Annotated in this window: 16 protein-coding genes; 8 read left to right on the top strand and 8 right to left on the bottom strand. The window is 51.0% G+C overall.

Annotation, left to right across the window (positions count from 1 at the left end):
- The first annotated feature begins 17 nt into the window (after positions 1-17).
- Positions 18-2,924 (top strand): isoleucine--tRNA ligase, encoded by a 2,907-nt coding sequence (gene ileS, locus H6F67_RS03995; RefSeq protein ID WP_190763544.1) that lies wholly within the window; start codon positions 18-20, stop codon positions 2,922-2,924.
- Positions 2,925-3,013: 89 nt separating this feature from the next.
- A complete protein-coding gene (locus H6F67_RS03990; RefSeq protein WP_190763542.1) occupies positions 3,014-3,589 on the top strand; it encodes a DUF6985 domain-containing protein in 576 nt (191 codons plus the stop codon).
- 18 nt (positions 3,590-3,607) lie between these two features.
- On the opposite strand, the gene H6F67_RS03985 is transcribed toward H6F67_RS03990, so the two are convergent.
- Together H6F67_RS03985 and H6F67_RS03980 are read right to left on the bottom strand one after the other, a co-directional pair.
- Positions 3,608-4,546 (bottom strand): CoB--CoM heterodisulfide reductase iron-sulfur subunit B family protein, encoded by a 939-nt coding sequence (locus H6F67_RS03985; RefSeq protein WP_242020484.1) that lies wholly within the window; start codon positions 4,544-4,546, stop codon positions 3,608-3,610.
- 144 nt (positions 4,547-4,690) lie between these two features.
- Positions 4,691-5,170, bottom strand: a complete 480-nt coding sequence (locus H6F67_RS03980; protein ID WP_190763540.1) for a DUF4079 domain-containing protein — start codon at positions 5,168-5,170, stop codon at positions 4,691-4,693.
- Positions 5,171-5,340: 170 nt separating this feature from the next.
- Between H6F67_RS03980 and H6F67_RS03975 the strand changes: the two genes are divergently transcribed.
- Complete coding sequence (locus H6F67_RS03975; RefSeq protein ID WP_190763538.1) at positions 5,341-6,348, top strand: ABC transporter substrate-binding protein; 1,008 nt, start codon at positions 5,341-5,343, stop codon at positions 6,346-6,348.
- A gap of 74 nt (positions 6,349-6,422) precedes the next feature.
- The gene (locus tag H6F67_RS03970; protein ID WP_190763536.1) at positions 6,423-6,686 is read left to right on the top strand and encodes a hypothetical protein; all 264 of its coding nucleotides are present in this window, start codon (positions 6,423-6,425) and stop codon (positions 6,684-6,686) included.
- Positions 6,687-6,697: 11 nt separating this feature from the next.
- Here H6F67_RS03970 and H6F67_RS03965 read toward each other — a convergent pair whose 3' ends face one another.
- The 4 genes from H6F67_RS03965 to H6F67_RS03950 all read right to left on the bottom strand — a co-directional run bounded on the left by H6F67_RS03965 (position 6,698) and on the right by H6F67_RS03950 (position 9,932).
- The gene (locus tag H6F67_RS03965) at positions 6,698-7,942 is read right to left on the bottom strand and encodes an NAD(P)/FAD-dependent oxidoreductase (protein WP_396797577.1); all 1,245 of its coding nucleotides are present in this window, start codon (positions 7,940-7,942) and stop codon (positions 6,698-6,700) included.
- Between the two features lie 140 nt (positions 7,943-8,082).
- Positions 8,083-8,457: a hypothetical protein gene (locus H6F67_RS03960; RefSeq protein ID WP_190763534.1), complete on the bottom strand. Its 375-nt coding sequence runs from the start codon at positions 8,455-8,457 to the stop codon at positions 8,083-8,085.
- Positions 8,458-8,729: 272 nt separating this feature from the next.
- Positions 8,730-9,617: an alpha/beta fold hydrolase gene (locus tag H6F67_RS03955; protein ID WP_190763532.1), complete on the bottom strand. Its 888-nt coding sequence runs from the start codon at positions 9,615-9,617 to the stop codon at positions 8,730-8,732.
- 135 nt (positions 9,618-9,752) lie between these two features.
- Complete coding sequence (locus H6F67_RS03950) at positions 9,753-9,932, bottom strand: YqaE/Pmp3 family membrane protein (protein WP_190763531.1); 180 nt, start codon at positions 9,930-9,932, stop codon at positions 9,753-9,755.
- Between the two features lie 219 nt (positions 9,933-10,151).
- Between H6F67_RS03950 and H6F67_RS03945 the strand changes: the two genes are divergently transcribed.
- Positions 10,152-10,541 (top strand): phage holin family protein, encoded by a 390-nt coding sequence (locus H6F67_RS03945; RefSeq protein WP_190763529.1) that lies wholly within the window; start codon positions 10,152-10,154, stop codon positions 10,539-10,541.
- Positions 10,542-10,622: 81 nt separating this feature from the next.
- On the opposite strand, the gene H6F67_RS03940 is transcribed toward H6F67_RS03945, so the two are convergent.
- Entirely contained in the window at positions 10,623-10,805 is a 183-nt protein-coding gene (locus tag H6F67_RS03940; protein ID WP_190763526.1) for a hypothetical protein, read from the bottom strand.
- A gap of 338 nt (positions 10,806-11,143) precedes the next feature.
- Here H6F67_RS03940 and H6F67_RS03935 point away from each other — a divergent pair, with 338 nt between their 5' ends.
- The 3 genes from H6F67_RS03935 (at position 11,144) to H6F67_RS03925 (ending at position 13,156) form a co-directional block, all read left to right on the top strand.
- Entirely contained in the window at positions 11,144-11,491 is a 348-nt protein-coding gene (locus H6F67_RS03935; protein ID WP_190763524.1) for a BON domain-containing protein, read from the top strand.
- Positions 11,492-11,633: 142 nt separating this feature from the next.
- Positions 11,634-12,167 carry a hypothetical protein gene (locus H6F67_RS03930; RefSeq protein WP_190763523.1) on the top strand — a complete coding sequence of 178 codons (534 nt, stop codon included), beginning with the start codon at positions 11,634-11,636 and terminating at the stop codon, positions 12,165-12,167.
- Positions 12,168-12,382: 215 nt separating this feature from the next.
- The gene (locus H6F67_RS03925) at positions 12,383-13,156 is read left to right on the top strand and encodes a hypothetical protein (protein WP_190763521.1); all 774 of its coding nucleotides are present in this window, start codon (positions 12,383-12,385) and stop codon (positions 13,154-13,156) included.
- Between the two features lies 1 nt (position 13,157).
- Here H6F67_RS03925 and H6F67_RS03920 read toward each other — a convergent pair whose 3' ends face one another.
- Positions 13,158-14,192 (bottom strand): glycosyltransferase, encoded by a 1,035-nt coding sequence (locus H6F67_RS03920; RefSeq protein WP_190763519.1) that lies wholly within the window; start codon positions 14,190-14,192, stop codon positions 13,158-13,160.
- Positions 14,193-14,263: the final 71 nt, after the last annotated feature.

The following is a 14,263-nucleotide window of genomic DNA, read 5'->3' as shown; positions in this document are numbered from 1 at the left end:
ATTTTTAGCGGGCGATCGTGACAGAACCAGGAAGCTACAAAGACACCGTAAATCTGCCTCAAACCCAGTTCGATATGCGGGCAAATGCCACCAAGCGCGAACCGGAAATCCAAGCATTTTGGGCAGAAAATTCCATTTACGAGCAGCTTTCCGAGAACAATCCGGGCGAAATTTACATTCTGCACGATGGCCCTCCCTACGCGAATGGCGAAATTCACATGGGGCACACCTTGAACAAGGTGCTGAAGGATATTGTCAACAAATATCAAACGCTCAAAGGCCGAAAAGTCCGCTACGTTCCCGGTTGGGACTGTCACGGACTGCCGATCGAACTGAAAGTTCTGCAAGCGATGAAGCAGGACGAACGCCAAAAATTGACGGCGATCGAACTGCGCCGCCGCGCCAGAGATTGGGCGCAAACTCAGGTCGAGCAGCAAGCCGTCAGCTTCAAGCGATTGGGCATCTGGGGCGATTGGGAACATCCGTATCTGACCATGCAGCCCGAATATGAAGCTGCTCAGATCGGCGTGTTCGGTCAAATGGTCTTGAAAGGCTACATCTATCGCGGCCTCAAGCCCGTCTACTGGAGTCCGAGTTCCCGCACCGCATTGGCCGAAGCCGAACTCGAATATCCCGAAGGCCACACTTCACCCAGTTTGTATGCCGCCTTCAAAATGCTCAGCGTCTCGACTGCGGAACTAGAGCCGTATCTGGATGGTTTGGGCGTCGCGATCTGGACAACAACGCCCTGGACGATTCCGGCAAACTTAGCGGTTGCTGTTAATCCTGACCTGAAATATTCAGTGGTGGAAGCAGATGGATTGCCGTTCAAATATTTGATCGTGGCAACGGATCTGGTCGATCGCCTTTCCGCTTTATTTGAAACACCGCTCACCATCAAAGCAACCGTTTCAGGGAAAGCATTAGAGCATTCCACCTATCAGCATCCTTTGTTCGATCGCCAAAGTCCGATCGTGATTGGCGGCGACTACATCACAACTGAATCCGGTACAGGTTTAGTTCACACCGCTCCCGGTCACGGTCAGGACGACTTTATTGTTGGTCAGCGCTACGGATTGCCAATTTTGTCGCCCGTTGATGACGACGGTAAATTCACCGCAGAAGCCGGAAAGTTTGCTGGCTTAAAAGTGGTGGATAACAACAAAGTGAGTGAGGGAAATCAAGCGATTATTGATGCTTTGAAAGAGGCGCGATCGCTGCTCAAAGAAGAACCCTATCAACACAAATATCCCTACGACTGGCGCACTAAAAAACCTGTCATTTATCGCGCTACCGAACAGTGGTTCGCCTCGGTTGATGGCTTCCGCGAGCAGGCAATGAAGGCGATTTCTTCAGTCGAATGGATTCCCGTGCAGGGCGAAAATCGCATTACGGCAATGGTCTCAGAGCGATCGGACTGGTGCATTTCTCGGCAGCGAAGCTGGGGCGTTCCAATCCCCGTTTTCTATGACGAAGAAACCAATGAACCGCTGATGAATCAGGAGACGATCGCCCACATTCAAAAAATCTTTGCCGAGCGGGGATCAGATGCGTGGTGGGAAATGTCTGTTGAAGAACTTTTGCCGGAAAAATATCACGATCGCAAATATCGCAAAGGCTTCGACACGATGGATGTTTGGTTCGACTCTGGCTCATCTTGGGCAGCAGTCGCCGAACAGCGTAACAACCTCCGCTATCCCGTTGATCTCTACCTGGAGGGTTCTGACCAGCATCGCGGCTGGTTCCAGTCGAGCCTGCTCACCAGCGTCGCCGTCAACAACCAAGCGCCCTACAAATCCGTTTTGACGCACGGCTTCACCTTGGATGAAGACGGCAACAAAATGAGCAAATCGCTCGGCAACGGCATCGATCCGCTGCTGATTATCAACGGCGGCAACATGAAATTGAAAGGCAAAAATATCAACATTCTGCCCTTCGGTTCGGATGTTTTGCGCTTGTGGGTTTCGTCCGTCGATTACTCCAAAGATGTTCCTTTGGGGCCAAACATCCTCAAGCAAATCAACGACGTGCGCGGCAAAATTCGCAACACGGCAAGATTTTTGCTGGGCAATTTACACGATTTTGATCTGGCAAAAGATGCGGTTGCTTACGAAGAACTGCCGGAACTCGATCGCTACATGCTGCACCGAATGACTGAGGTATTTTCTGAAGTCACCGATGCGTTTGAAACCTATCAGTTTTTCCGCTTCTTTCAAACCGTTCAAAACTTCTGCGTCGTCGATCTTTCTAACTTCTATCTCGACATTGCCAAAGACCGACTGTATATCAGTTCGCCCAACGCCCAACGCCGCCGAAGCTGTCAGACCGTTCTGGCGATCGCGCTGGAAAATCTTGCGAAGTCGATCGCCCCTGTCCTCTCTCACTTGGCCGAAGACATCTGGCAGTATTTGCCCTACCAAACGCCTTACAAATCGGTTTTTGAAGCAGGCTGGGTGAAGCTGGAAGACAACTGGAAACAACCCGAATTAGCGAAAAGCTGGGAGAAACTGCGCGACATTCGCCAGGAAGTCAATAAAGTCTTGGAACAGGCGCGATCGAGCAAAGAAATCGGCTCCTCACTCGAAGCCAAACTATTACTTTACGTTCCCGATTCTGACCTCAAGCAAAAGCTTGAATCGATGAATCCAACTGACAGCTTGAGCGGCGATGGCTTCGCCGCCTTCGGGCGTGTTGATGAACTGCGCTATTTGTTCATCACCTCGCAAGTTGAACTGTTGGATTTCGATGAGTCGATTGCTCAACTCAAGTTTCAATCGCAATCTGAAACGGTGAGTGTCGGTGTCCAAGATGCGGAGGGTGAGAAGTGCGATCGCTGCTGGAACTACTCAACTTTAGTTGGCAAATCTTCGCTGCATTCATTATTGTGTGAGCGGTGTGTGGAGGCGGTTGACGGAAAGTTTTAACTGAAATGATGAGTTTTTGTCGGGGTGAGGGCGATTGAGAGCAATCGCTTCTCTCACTCATTTCTAATTGACTACAAAATTTGTCAGCAATGAATACTCGATCGAAGCAACCGTTAGAAATGCCGCCGTTTCCGCTGCTGAACTGGACAGATTACGCTTGGGAATTTATAGAATTTTTTCCATCCTGGCAAAACTTTCAGGCTAATCGTCAACCTTCGACCGGACAGATTAAGATCAATATTTTTGTGGATGGATTGGGCGATCGACATCCACCCCTACCAGAGCAGGCGATCGCCTATCAGTTTCTCAAGGAAAACGAACAGGCGGTGACGAATGCACTGCTGCAAGGTGTGTTCGATCGCCGTCTTGCCATTCGAGAAGTTTATTTTTGTAATGAGCCGGAGTTGAATCCACCAATCGATCGCATTGACGACATCCGAAAAATCATCGCACCGCACCGAATTTATTTCAATTCAGAAAGCAAAGATGGCTGTGCTTATCTGGGCTTTGCCTTCGATTCGGTGTGGGACATTGAGCATGGTTTCGGCGTGATCATGCACAAAACGCAGTTCATCGGTTGGGCTGAAGCGGAGGCAGCTTTTAATCTTGATTTGGCGATCGAGAATGAATCAAGCTGGGCAAATCATTTCACCCAGCTTGATTGAAGGGTTGAGTTTTAATGCTCAGAAACCCAGTTTTTCTAGGACAGGACGAGTGGAAACAATATGGCGATCGAGTCCTAATTCCTGCGGTGAAATTCCCAAAGCTAGCGCGACAAGTTGCGGCAAATGCAGCACAGGTAAACCTAACTTTTCACCGATCGTTTGTTCCACTTCGGGCTGGCGCGAGTCGAGGTTGAGGTGGCACAGCGGGCAGGGCGTGACGATGCAGTCGGCTCCGGCTGCGATCGCTTCCCGAATATGTCCGCCTGCCATCTGAAACGATTGCGTCGTCGCATAGCTTGACAGCGGCCAGCCGCAGCACTGGGTTCGGCCTCGATAGTAGATCGGGGTGGCATCGATCGATCGAAACACGTTCTCCATCGACTCCGGCGCGTGCGGATCGTCGAACGGAATGTGCTTTTGTGCCCGCAGCAGATAGCAGCCGTAAAAAGCGGCGCACTTGAGGCCGGAAAGCTTGCGTGTCACGCGCTTTTGCAGTTCATCCAGGCCAAAATCGCCGACCAGTGCCCACAGCAAATGCTTGACTTCGCTTGTGCCGCGATAGGGCGAGCAGCCTTCTTCTTTGAGCAGATGGTTGACTCGATCGAGGTAGGCGGGATTGCTTTGGTGCGCGTCTTTCAGCCGTTCATCGACGTTGCCGATCACGCCTTGACAAGTGCTGCAATGCGTCAGCAGCGGCAAATTCAAATCTTCCGCCAGCGCAATGTTGCGGGCATTTACCGTGTCTTCAAGCAGTTGGGAATCTTCTTTGAATGTGCCTGATCCACAGCAGGCGGCCTTCTTCAGTTCAATCAGTTCAATGCCCAAGGCTTTCGTGAGTGCGCCTGTGGACTGATAAAGTTCTCGGCAAGCGCCTTGCGCCACACAGCCGGGAAAGTAAGCATACTTGAGCGTCATATCTACCGTTAAAATTTCCAACGATCGCTTCCGCTTATCCATCTTCGCTTTCTTTTCGATCGACTGTGGGCAAAGGGGCGAAATACGCAAAGAACTGTAAAGCAATTCACAAAAATAAAGGTGCAAAAAGATTACATTGCTGTCGCCTTTTTGCACCTGAATTGAGTCAATTTCGATCGAGCTGAATTAAGCGTTACCCAGCATGGAATTGACGATGCGCTGCACAATTTGCACGCCTGTAATTGCCTGCCAGACAAACAAACCCAGCAGGATCATGTTCAAAATAATGTGCGTGTAGCGTGCCCAGTTTTGACCTTTTTGCATGTAGGGCGACAGCGCGGCAGAAGTCGTAATCATTCCGGTCATGCCCAGTCCGACGAGCAAATGTGGGCCAAAAAACAATTTGCCGTTGTTGATGTAGGTGACGGCCATTGCGCCGATCGAACCCATCACCATCAGCGCCATCAAAATTGAGCCGACCTGAAAATGGCGGACGTTGTAGCGACCTTTGATCAGTTGTTTTTTCTCTTCGCCTTGGGCGGCGCGGGTGCGCTGAATCTGCACGCCTAGGTAGAGCGCGTAGATGCTCATGGCGAGCAGCACCCACATCAAAATCGGATGAATGAAGTTGAGCCAGGGTTTGATCGATTCGGGAAGGAAGTTCATGATCGGGATCGGCAAGAAGCTTAAAACTTTATAAAAGTTAGTATATCGTCTCTATTCGGCGAAAGCGGCGATCGCTCCAATCCTCCCTCGATCGCCTGCCACGATACAGAACGATGAATCCACCGTAGATCTATAATTTCCTCTGCTGAGGAGAAATTGAAGGTGGTGTTATGCAACTGAATCGTCGATCGCTGTTGAAATATTCGAGCCTGCTCGGTGCGGCTACGGTTGCCAGCGTCATGCGATCGCGCCTCGCGCAGGCAGACGAGCCAGCCTTGACCATGCAGCTTGACTGGAAGTTGAACGTGCAGTTTGCCGGATTGCTGCTGGCCGATCATCTCGGTTTGTATCGCGACCGCAATCTCAATCTGGCGATCGAGCCTTGGCAGTCCGGCTTAGTTGTCACTGATTTTGTGGCCGAAAATCCGCTGACGATCGGCTGTGCCGAACAAAATTTGATTCTGGATGCACAGGCAAATGGTGCGCCATTGAAAGCGATCGCGACGATGTTTCAGGCTTCACCGTATGCGCTGATGTGTATGCCGGATGGTCGGATTGATTCGTTCACTGATTTGATTGGCAAAAAAGTCGGTGTGCATGTGGATGGTGTCAAAGTGATGGAGTTGGTGAAAGGCGTTAATGATTTAGCTAATGAAGACATTGAAGTGGTCGAAATTCCCTATGAAAACAAGCTGGAACGGTTAGAAAGCGGCGAGTTTGCGGCTGTGCAATGCTACGCCGTTGATGAACCTGTTGCCTTTGCTCAACGCTTTGGTTCTGAGCCGGAAATTCTGCATATGGATGACTACGGCTATCGCGCTTATGCTCAGGTGATTTTCACCACGAACACGGTTCTGGAAACGATGCCCGATCGAGTGAAAGCGTTTTTAGAAGCAACATTTGACGGCTGGAAACAAGCGATCGCCAACATTCCCAACACTGCCCAACTCGTTGCCCAAACCTATGCTGAACCCGACAGCAAATATACCAACGTCGAGTATCAAACGCGATCGCTCGATTTGGTGACGCAATACATTTTGCGCGGCATTTCTGAAGCAGATATTGGCAAAATTTCGCTCGATCGCTGGCAGCAAACTGCTGATTTGATGGCGGAATACAACATCATTGCAGCCGCTCCTGATCCGGCAAATTCCCTTGATTTAAGCTTCTGGTCTTAGGGTACGGCGATCGTGACTTTGCAGGTACGGCAGGCATTGAGTAGAAAAGAAGAGTCGAATTGAAAAAATGCATCATGTCAGCGGAAAACTCGTCTGATGCTCAAGTTTCCCGGCTACGCGATCGCCTCTATCAGTTTCTACTCGGTGCTGCCGCTGGCTTGGTTTTCTCGCTCGTTCCGCTTTATTTCGTTTGGATTTCGGCTGCTGAAGTGAAATCAATCGAAACTTTGTTGATTGCAGGATTTGCGATCGCTTGCGGAATTGCATCCGCCTTTTGGGGCAAGCCGTTCTTGAGTCGCCTGCTCGATTTGTTGAATCACATTCCGCCGATCGCCTGAAGCGAATTGCTTTATTTTTGCAGGGCGAGAGCAGGTTCGATCGCCGCGATCGATCGCCCAGCAATCCATCCGGTTGTCCAAGCACTTTGAAAGTTGAAGCCTCCAGTTACGCCATCGATATCAAGAATTTCGCCTGCAAAAAATAAACCAGGACAGCAGCGACTTTCCATCGTTTTGAAATCAACTTCTTTGAGACGAACGCCGCCGCAGGTCACAAATTCTTCCTTGAAAACGCCTTTGCCGTGAATTTCGTAGCGGCTTTGCGTCAGCAGTTCAATTAGTTGATTAAGCTGCTTCTTCGAGAGGTCTGACCAGCGGGTTTCTGGTGCAATTTCGAGCTTGGTAATCAGATATTGCCAGAGACGACGCGGCAGCATGACCGGACAATTGGCGAAGATCGATCGCTTTGGCAGTTGTGCTTTCACGGCCAGCAATTCCTGTCGCAATTTTTCTGGATTGTCGTTCGGAAGCCAGTTAATTTGCAGCGTCGCCTGATAGTGCTGATCATGTAAAAATCGCGCTCCCCAAGCAGATAATTTGAGAGTCGCAGGTCCACTTAAACCCCAATGCGTAATTAGCAATGCTCCCGTTTGTTCTAGCGGTTTTTGGTTTGAAATCAGCAGTTTCATTTGTGCCGTTTCTACCGCCACGCCTGCCAGTTCACGTAACTGCGAGTCGAGAATGTTGAACGTAAATAATGATGGTACGGGTGGCTCGATCGAATGCCCCAAACTTTGCGCCAGTCGATGTCCGATCGCGCTGCTTCCAGTCGCTAAAAGTAAGCGATCGCACTTCAGCAATTCACCCGATTTCAGCGTTAATTCAAATCCTGAGGTTGTTCGTTCCACAACTTCTACAGCGGCACTCGTTCGCACAATCACGCCCGCTTCAAATGCAAATCGGGTGAGACAGTTGATGATCGTTTCAGAACTATCGGTTGTTGGAAACATGCGGCCATCCGGCTCAATTTTGAGAGCGACACCGCGATCGCCAAACCAGTTCACCGTGTCTTGTGCCTGAAAGCGCGTCATTGCGCCGCGAAGTGCCTTGCTGCCTCTCGGATAATTTTGCACAAAGGCGGCAGGCTCAAAGCAAGCGTGAGTCACGTTGCAGCGTCCGCCACCGGAGACGCGCACTTTGCTCAAAGGATGGCGCGTCGCTTCCAGCAGCGTCACCTGAGCGCGGGGATGATTTTCGGCTGCGGCGATCGCTGCAAAATAACCTGCTGCTCCGCCACCCACGACAACAATTTTCACCGTTAAGATGATTCAAAAAACTGCAATGATTCTATTCTAGCCAAATCGATAATCGATCGAATCTAAAGTTTTTCCCGCCTCAATTTTGATTAAGAAATCAGTTCGATCGAGGCACGACAATTCCGCACCTCGATCGCCAATTATGCTTCGTCTAGCTGCACCTCCGATCGCTGATCCAGTTTGCTCACTTGCAGCAAATTCGGTTCGCCTAAAAGTACGTTAAACCGCATTCGATTGTCGGCAACGCGATAGCCTTTGAGCAGAAAAATCGGCTGATATTCGGTTATCGGATCGTCGCCGTCCCACTTCTGAATGGCGAGCAGATTTGAGGCGATCGCGCCCATCTTCTCCACAAAAAACGGAATGCGATTCCGCACGATCGGCAACAATTTAGCGGGCACAAACAGAAAGCGCTCTTGCAAATCGAGCAGCACTTCGACTCGAAGGCGTTTGCCGCCACTGCAAACGATGACGACAAACGCGATCGAGCTAGGAACGTGATTCCTAACTCCCATAATTTGGTTGTCCTCCCGCTCAAATCAGCGAATCGGACAGCAATTCGTGTTCGGCTGCGATCGCAAAGCTTTGAAACAGTGCAACCGCAGCGCAAAGCTGACGTAAGATCATAATCGCCCTCAAGTGATATGTACGGTATCGGTTGGGGGAAGTCCTCTGCGTTCTTCGGCTGGTTCCCGAAGGCGTAGGGGCATTTCTTCCCTTAGCGGAGTAGTATACCGGAATTCGATCGATTGTCAAAGCTTTTTTTGGACGCGACAAATCGCCGCGATTACGCAGTCTGCAAAAATGGCAAAGCGGCGTTTACAACCTCGATCGCGCATTCTTCATACAGTCCCAATGTTCCCGCAATGCTGACTGATTGAACGTTGGGTAATTGCGCGATCGCTGCCATTTCTGCACTCGATTTTGGCGGTGCTTTTGCTGCAACAACTGTCAAAATTGGAGCAGAGCAGGCTTGCACATAATTGAGAAATTCCTGTTGGTTTGTTGCCGGATCGATCGCCCCTGTAACAAAAGCCGCAGGCGCAAAACGTGCCCCAGTTTGCTGCGTCAGCGATCGCTTTTTACGAATAAATTCCGGCGTTAATTTTGCCTGATCCACGTACACATGCCGCCCATACATCAGCTTTAAGAATCCGGGCGTTGTGTTGGCCTGATACAGCGCTTGACCCAGCAGCGGCGATCGCACCAATTCACGAACTGCGCTGGCAACGGCGATCGGAGCGCCCATCGTCGGCAAAGGACCGCGCCAAGTTGGAGCAACCAGCACGAGCTTCGACCAAAGTGACGACTGCCGCAACGCATAGCCTGCGCCATGTCCGGCAGCGAGAACGGCGGGCGGTTGCGTGAAGCGATCACCCACGAAATCTTGTAGCAGGCGATCGAACAGGGCAGGATTGTACTGAAGCGGTGGGCGATCGGAATCGCCAAAGCCGAGCCAGTCGATCGCTGTCACCTGAAAGTGCGCTGCAAGCCGCTGAGCACTTTCGCGCAGTTCCGATCGCGACGAAACCGTACTCATGGCGGGCAGCAGAAGGACAGGTCTGCCTTGTCCGAGCGTTTCAGTGGCGATCGTGTAGGTTTGATCTTGCCACTGCCAAGAGTAAGGCCGCACTTCGCCGCCGATATTGTCTTGCTGCCGCAGTTGAGTGGTCATAGAAATTCTCGATTGCTCAATTCAGGTTAGCGTGGATCTGCTGTAGCCAACAGCAAAGGCATGTCCAGCAACAAAGGCGGAAACAAATCTTGCTTCCGCCTCACAACAATTATTCGGACTGCCATTCAGTACGCTTTACGCACGTTCGATTTGCTCGTAGTGCTTCGTGATCGCCCAAACTGCGTGAATGCTACCGGGGAGCCAACCAAAAATCGTTAGCAAAATGCTGATCAGCAGCGTTGGGCCAACGCCATAGGTTAGAAAAATACCAAGCGGCGGAAGGAGAATACCAAGCAAAAGTCTGGTCGCTTTCATAGTCCGTTCTCTCTTGTAATCTGCTAGCTTTGTCACTATTGTGCTTGATTCCTACAATAAAGCACCTCTCCCTTCCGAATTAACCTGAAGCGGTCGTAATCTCCGAATCAACTTTGGTGAAGAATCTCTATCCGCGTAGAGATCTCCAGCATTAATCAATCAAGTCATAATCAGTTCAGAGCATAAAGATTTGCTGTTTATAGTATTGGAGGAAATCCAATGATTGGAGTTTTCTTTACGTGGTTGGCAACGGCACTAAGCCTGCTAGTCGTCGATATTTTGCTAAAAGGTGTTGATATTGCTACGTTCCCTGCGGCGATTATTGCTGCGATCGCACTGGGCGCAGTCAACGCTTCGGTCAAGCCCGTTTTGTCTACGCTGACGCTGCCTTTGAACTTCCTTAGCCTCGGTGCAGCTTCGCTTGTTGTGAACGGTTTTTGCTTCTGGCTGGCCTCGCTGTTCGTGCCAGGATTCCACGTCAGCGGCTTGGTCGCTTTCATCCTTGGCCCGGTGATTCTGTCGTTTGTGAACACGCTGCTGAGCCGCTACATTGCGGAGCGTCGCCCGGATCTCAAGCTCGACAGCAGCTCGGAACTCAAAGCTGAATAGTCCGTTTCAGCTCCGGCTTAATTAACTTCAAAGATAGGTTGCAGGTGCAAGAGCAAGTGATCGATCACTTGCTCTTTTTATTTAGGTCTTTTCTTCAGCTTCATCCCGGCTGCCCAGCAGCAAAACTTTCGCCACCGACCAGATTACGCTGGCAAATCCGCCAATCAAAATCACCAGCAGTAACGGTGCAAGTCCAGCAAAGGGCGCGATCGCAAATAGCAGCAGCAAACCGAGCATGATGATTTTCACGACTTCTTGACTCATTGATTTTCTCCTATGGTTCTACTCGAAACAGATTGATTTCTACTATTAATTTCTACTTTAGAATTTGTGCGGAGATCTGACTTCTTCTATCAGTCGTAGCTGGCTGCAAAACTTGTAATTTCGTGATCCTGAAGTCAGGCAAGTCAGCATCGTCGGAACTTCGCGATCGCAGCGTTTGTATCGCATTTGTATTCTGATACACCAAGACAAGCTGATGGGAAAAATCTAAAAACTCTATTAAGCGCAAACAGCTTCTCTACCTTGTGAGCGATGATACGGTCAGCTAGTAAAGCGTAAATTTTCAACGGTAAATTAAACTTCAAACGAGGTGTTATTGAATGGGATTTCTTCAGCGACTGTTTGGAATCGGACGGAATGAAGCGCAGGCAGCACAATCCGCTCCCGCGCAAGCTCCGGCTGCTAGCGGCGGCGAAAGCATTCCGCCTGAGCGCGTCGGTCTAAATGGCGAATACGACCAGAGCGGCCTTGCCAAGCGCGTTGCCCTCGCCTTTGACAATGATTCGTCGATCACCGACATTGAAACGCTTTATGTCGCGCAGACGGGAACCACCGTTGTTCTCAAAGGCAAAGTTCCCGATCAGCAAAGCCTGACCAAAATGGTTTCGGTTGCGCGTGGCGTCAGCGGTGCAACGGCAGTAGATACCAGTCAGGTAACGATCGGTTAATTCGTTTTTTGGCGATCGCGCTACCGGAGGCTGAGATTTCTCAGCGCGATCGGTAGCGCTCTGTTTGGTCGCAATTTGTTTTGGTAGAAATCTGTTTGGTCGCTCATCGCATTGAGCAGTTGGATGAAGAGGAATTTTTGCAATGGGACTTTTTGATCAAATTTTGGGCGCGATCGATAACCCAAACCAGCAGGCTAGCCCAAACCAGCTCAGCAGCATTTTGAACGTTGTGCAGCAGGTCAGCGGTCAGCAAGGCATGAATTCAAGCGCCACGCAAGCGGTGCTGTCCGTTTTGGGAAGCCACGTGCGATCGGCACTTCAGCAGCAGCAGGCCAATGGCGGACGCAGCCAAGTTGCCAGCATTATCGAGCAATTTGCTGGAACTAGTCCCAACCAGTCTGCTGTGCAGTCGATTTTTTCACCACAGCAGCAGCAGTCCGCCGTGCAGGATGCCGCCCAGCGCACCGGAATTGATGCCCGCACGATTCAAATGCTGCTGCCGATTTTGATTCCAGTCGTTCTCAACCTGCTGAAAACCGGAGCCAGCAATCAGGGCAGCGTTCAAAATCCGCAGTCCAACTCGGTGCTGAATGCCTTTTTGGATGCAGACAACGACGGCGCGGTTGACGTGGGCGACGCAATTTCGATCGCGGGTCGATTCCTGTCGCAGCGCTAATTTTCGGCGATCCTAGCTTTCATGCGATCGATTTGGACAGCCGCAAGGATTGCATCAACAAATGGGGCACGTTGGGACGTGCCCTTTTTGGTCTGCCCTAAGCTCTCGCATTGGCGAGTTCGATCGCCTCATCGCTACAAAGGTCTGCTGATGGAGAGACTCGTTGAATCCGGTTCTTCTAGCAAGCTATCAATAGGTGAGTTCACGTCACGAATATGCTTGCTGCCATTTCTGAAGCCGAGGCTGCCCCGATCGAAATTCGCGCGATTGCTGGAGTGCTGGCGATCGGACTGGCGCTGATTCATCTGTTTGCTTGTCGGCTGCGCCTGTTGCGATCGACGCCGCGCAGTCGGTGGCTGTCGCTGGGCAGTGGTGTGTCCGTCGCCTATGTATTCGTGCATATTCTGCCGGATCTCAGCAGAGCGCAAGAAACAGTGCAGCAACAGTTTGATGCAGAAATTGCGTTTCTTGAACATCACGTTTACCTCGTGGCGATGCTGGGATTGGCTGCGTTCTATGGGCTGGAGCGGGCAGCTAAAACCTCGCGCAAACGCAATCAGGCGGCAGGCGATGGCGATGTCACGAGCGCCAGAGTGTTTTGGCTGCACATCGCTTCTTTTGCGCTTTACAATGCGCTGATTGGCTATCTGCTTGTGCATCGAGAAGTGCCAGGTTTAACCAGCTTGCTGTTTTTTGCGATCGCAATGGCGCTGCACTTTTTTGTGAACGACAACGGTTTACGCGAACATCACAAGAAGATGTATGACAAGCTGGGACGCTGGATTTTGGCTGCTGCCGTTGTTGCAGGCTGGGCGATCGGCGTTGGCACAGCAATTTCGCAAGCGGCGATCGCCGTTTTGTCTGCTTTTCTCGCAGGCGGCGTCGTCCTAAATGTTCTGAAAGAAGAACTGCCCGAAGAGCGAGAAAGTCACTTCTGGTCATTTGCCCTTGGCGCGATCGGATATGCAGCATTGCTGCTGGCGCTCTAGCTCAATCAAGAGCGATCGATTTGGGAGATGAATTGTTCTGGTTCAACACCCATTTGCTCAAGGTTTGCCATTCTGCTGAAACAGCAAGAGCTTGAGCGTCGAAATCAATTCCCCAGTTTTGGGCATAGCTGGCAAAGCAATCTGCCCAATGCACGATCGTTTCGATCGGCGGATACGGTGAAAGCTTCCACGCCTTCTGCAAGGTGCGGCTCATTTCGGCAGCATGTCCGGTGTGATGCAGATACCAAGCAGTCCAAATTAGCGTGCTGTAGCGAATTTGTGATTCCAGATGGCGAATCGCTGGCGGCAGGTCGGGCTGGGTAAAAAAGTAATCGATGACGGCAGCGAGCGATCGCGCCTGTGGCAAGCCTTGGTGCATGGCGCTGTTTTCGTGTTGGCGATAGCGAACTGTTACCTGCGGCAGCCAGATCGATCGACAGCCCATCCGCGCCAGCCGCAGCACCAGTTCGGTATCTTCAGCCGGAGGAAAGCGCGGATCAAAGCCACCCGCGCGATCGAGCCAGTCGCGTCGAAACAGCATCGCGCTGGGCAAAACGGGTTTCCAGCGCAGCCAGCTTTCCAAATCCAGCGTTGGAATTTGCTGCCAAGGCTCTACCTGCATCAAGATTTCTCCCGTTGCGTTGATTCGCTGCCAGCCGCTATGCACAATTCCCACATCCGAATTTGCCTGCGCGATCGCGACTTGCGCGGCCAGTTTATCGGGCAGAAACACATCATCCGCATCCAGAAAGGCAATCCATTTGCCTCGTGCCAATTCAATGCCGTGATTGCGAGCGATCGCCACGCCTTGATTAGGCTGACAAACCGTTCGCAAATCAATGTTCAACGATTGATTTCGATAGGTTTGTAAAATCTGCTGCGTGCGATCGGTTGAGCCATCATCAATCACAATCAGCTCATAATCTTGCTCGGTTTGACACAGCACGCTGTCGATCGCTTCTGCCAAATAGCGATCGCAGTTGTAGGCTGGAATCACCACGCTGACGGTAGGCTCAGGCCGTAAAAAAAATGACATGATCAACTGCAATTTCGATCCATTCTTCAATCTGACGCGCCCCAATTGCCCAAATCAGGAAGAAACAAGCA

Source organism: Microcoleus sp. FACHB-1515, assembly GCF_014696105.1.
Classification (GTDB): domain Bacteria; phylum Cyanobacteriota; class Cyanobacteriia; order Elainellales; family Elainellaceae; genus JAAUTJ01.
Note: the sequence above shows the minus strand (reverse complement) of the source record. Positions and strands in the feature narration are given on the sequence as shown.

Excerpts from the sequence above, each read along its gene's own strand:
- H6F67_RS03990 (WP_190763542.1), top strand. The coding sequence starts at position 3,014 with ATGAATACTCGATCGAAGCAACCGTTAGAAATGCCGCCGTTTCCGCTG.
- H6F67_RS03985 (WP_242020484.1), bottom strand. The coding sequence starts at position 4,546 with ATGGATAAGCGGAAGCGATCGTTGGAAATTTTAACGGTAGATATGACG.
- H6F67_RS03980 (WP_190763540.1), bottom strand. The coding sequence starts at position 5,170 with ATGAACTTCCTTCCCGAATCGATCAAACCCTGGCTCAACTTCATTCAT.
- H6F67_RS03975 (WP_190763538.1), top strand. The coding sequence starts at position 5,341 with ATGCAACTGAATCGTCGATCGCTGTTGAAATATTCGAGCCTGCTCGGT.
- H6F67_RS03970 (WP_190763536.1), top strand. The coding sequence starts at position 6,423 with ATGTCAGCGGAAAACTCGTCTGATGCTCAAGTTTCCCGGCTACGCGAT.
- H6F67_RS03960 (WP_190763534.1), bottom strand. The coding sequence starts at position 8,457 with ATGGGAGTTAGGAATCACGTTCCTAGCTCGATCGCGTTTGTCGTCATC.
- H6F67_RS03955 (WP_190763532.1), bottom strand. The coding sequence starts at position 9,617 with ATGACCACTCAACTGCGGCAGCAAGACAATATCGGCGGCGAAGTGCGG.
- H6F67_RS03950 (WP_190763531.1), bottom strand. The coding sequence starts at position 9,932 with ATGAAAGCGACCAGACTTTTGCTTGGTATTCTCCTTCCGCCGCTTGGT.
- H6F67_RS03945 (WP_190763529.1), top strand. The coding sequence starts at position 10,152 with ATGATTGGAGTTTTCTTTACGTGGTTGGCAACGGCACTAAGCCTGCTA.
- H6F67_RS03940 (WP_190763526.1), bottom strand. The coding sequence starts at position 10,805 with ATGAGTCAAGAAGTCGTGAAAATCATCATGCTCGGTTTGCTGCTGCTA.
- H6F67_RS03935 (WP_190763524.1), top strand. The coding sequence starts at position 11,144 with ATGGGATTTCTTCAGCGACTGTTTGGAATCGGACGGAATGAAGCGCAG.
- H6F67_RS03930 (WP_190763523.1), top strand. The coding sequence starts at position 11,634 with ATGGGACTTTTTGATCAAATTTTGGGCGCGATCGATAACCCAAACCAG.
- H6F67_RS03925 (WP_190763521.1), top strand. The coding sequence starts at position 12,383 with ATGCTTGCTGCCATTTCTGAAGCCGAGGCTGCCCCGATCGAAATTCGC.
- H6F67_RS03920 (WP_190763519.1), bottom strand. The coding sequence starts at position 14,192 with ATGTCATTTTTTTTACGGCCTGAGCCTACCGTCAGCGTGGTGATTCCA.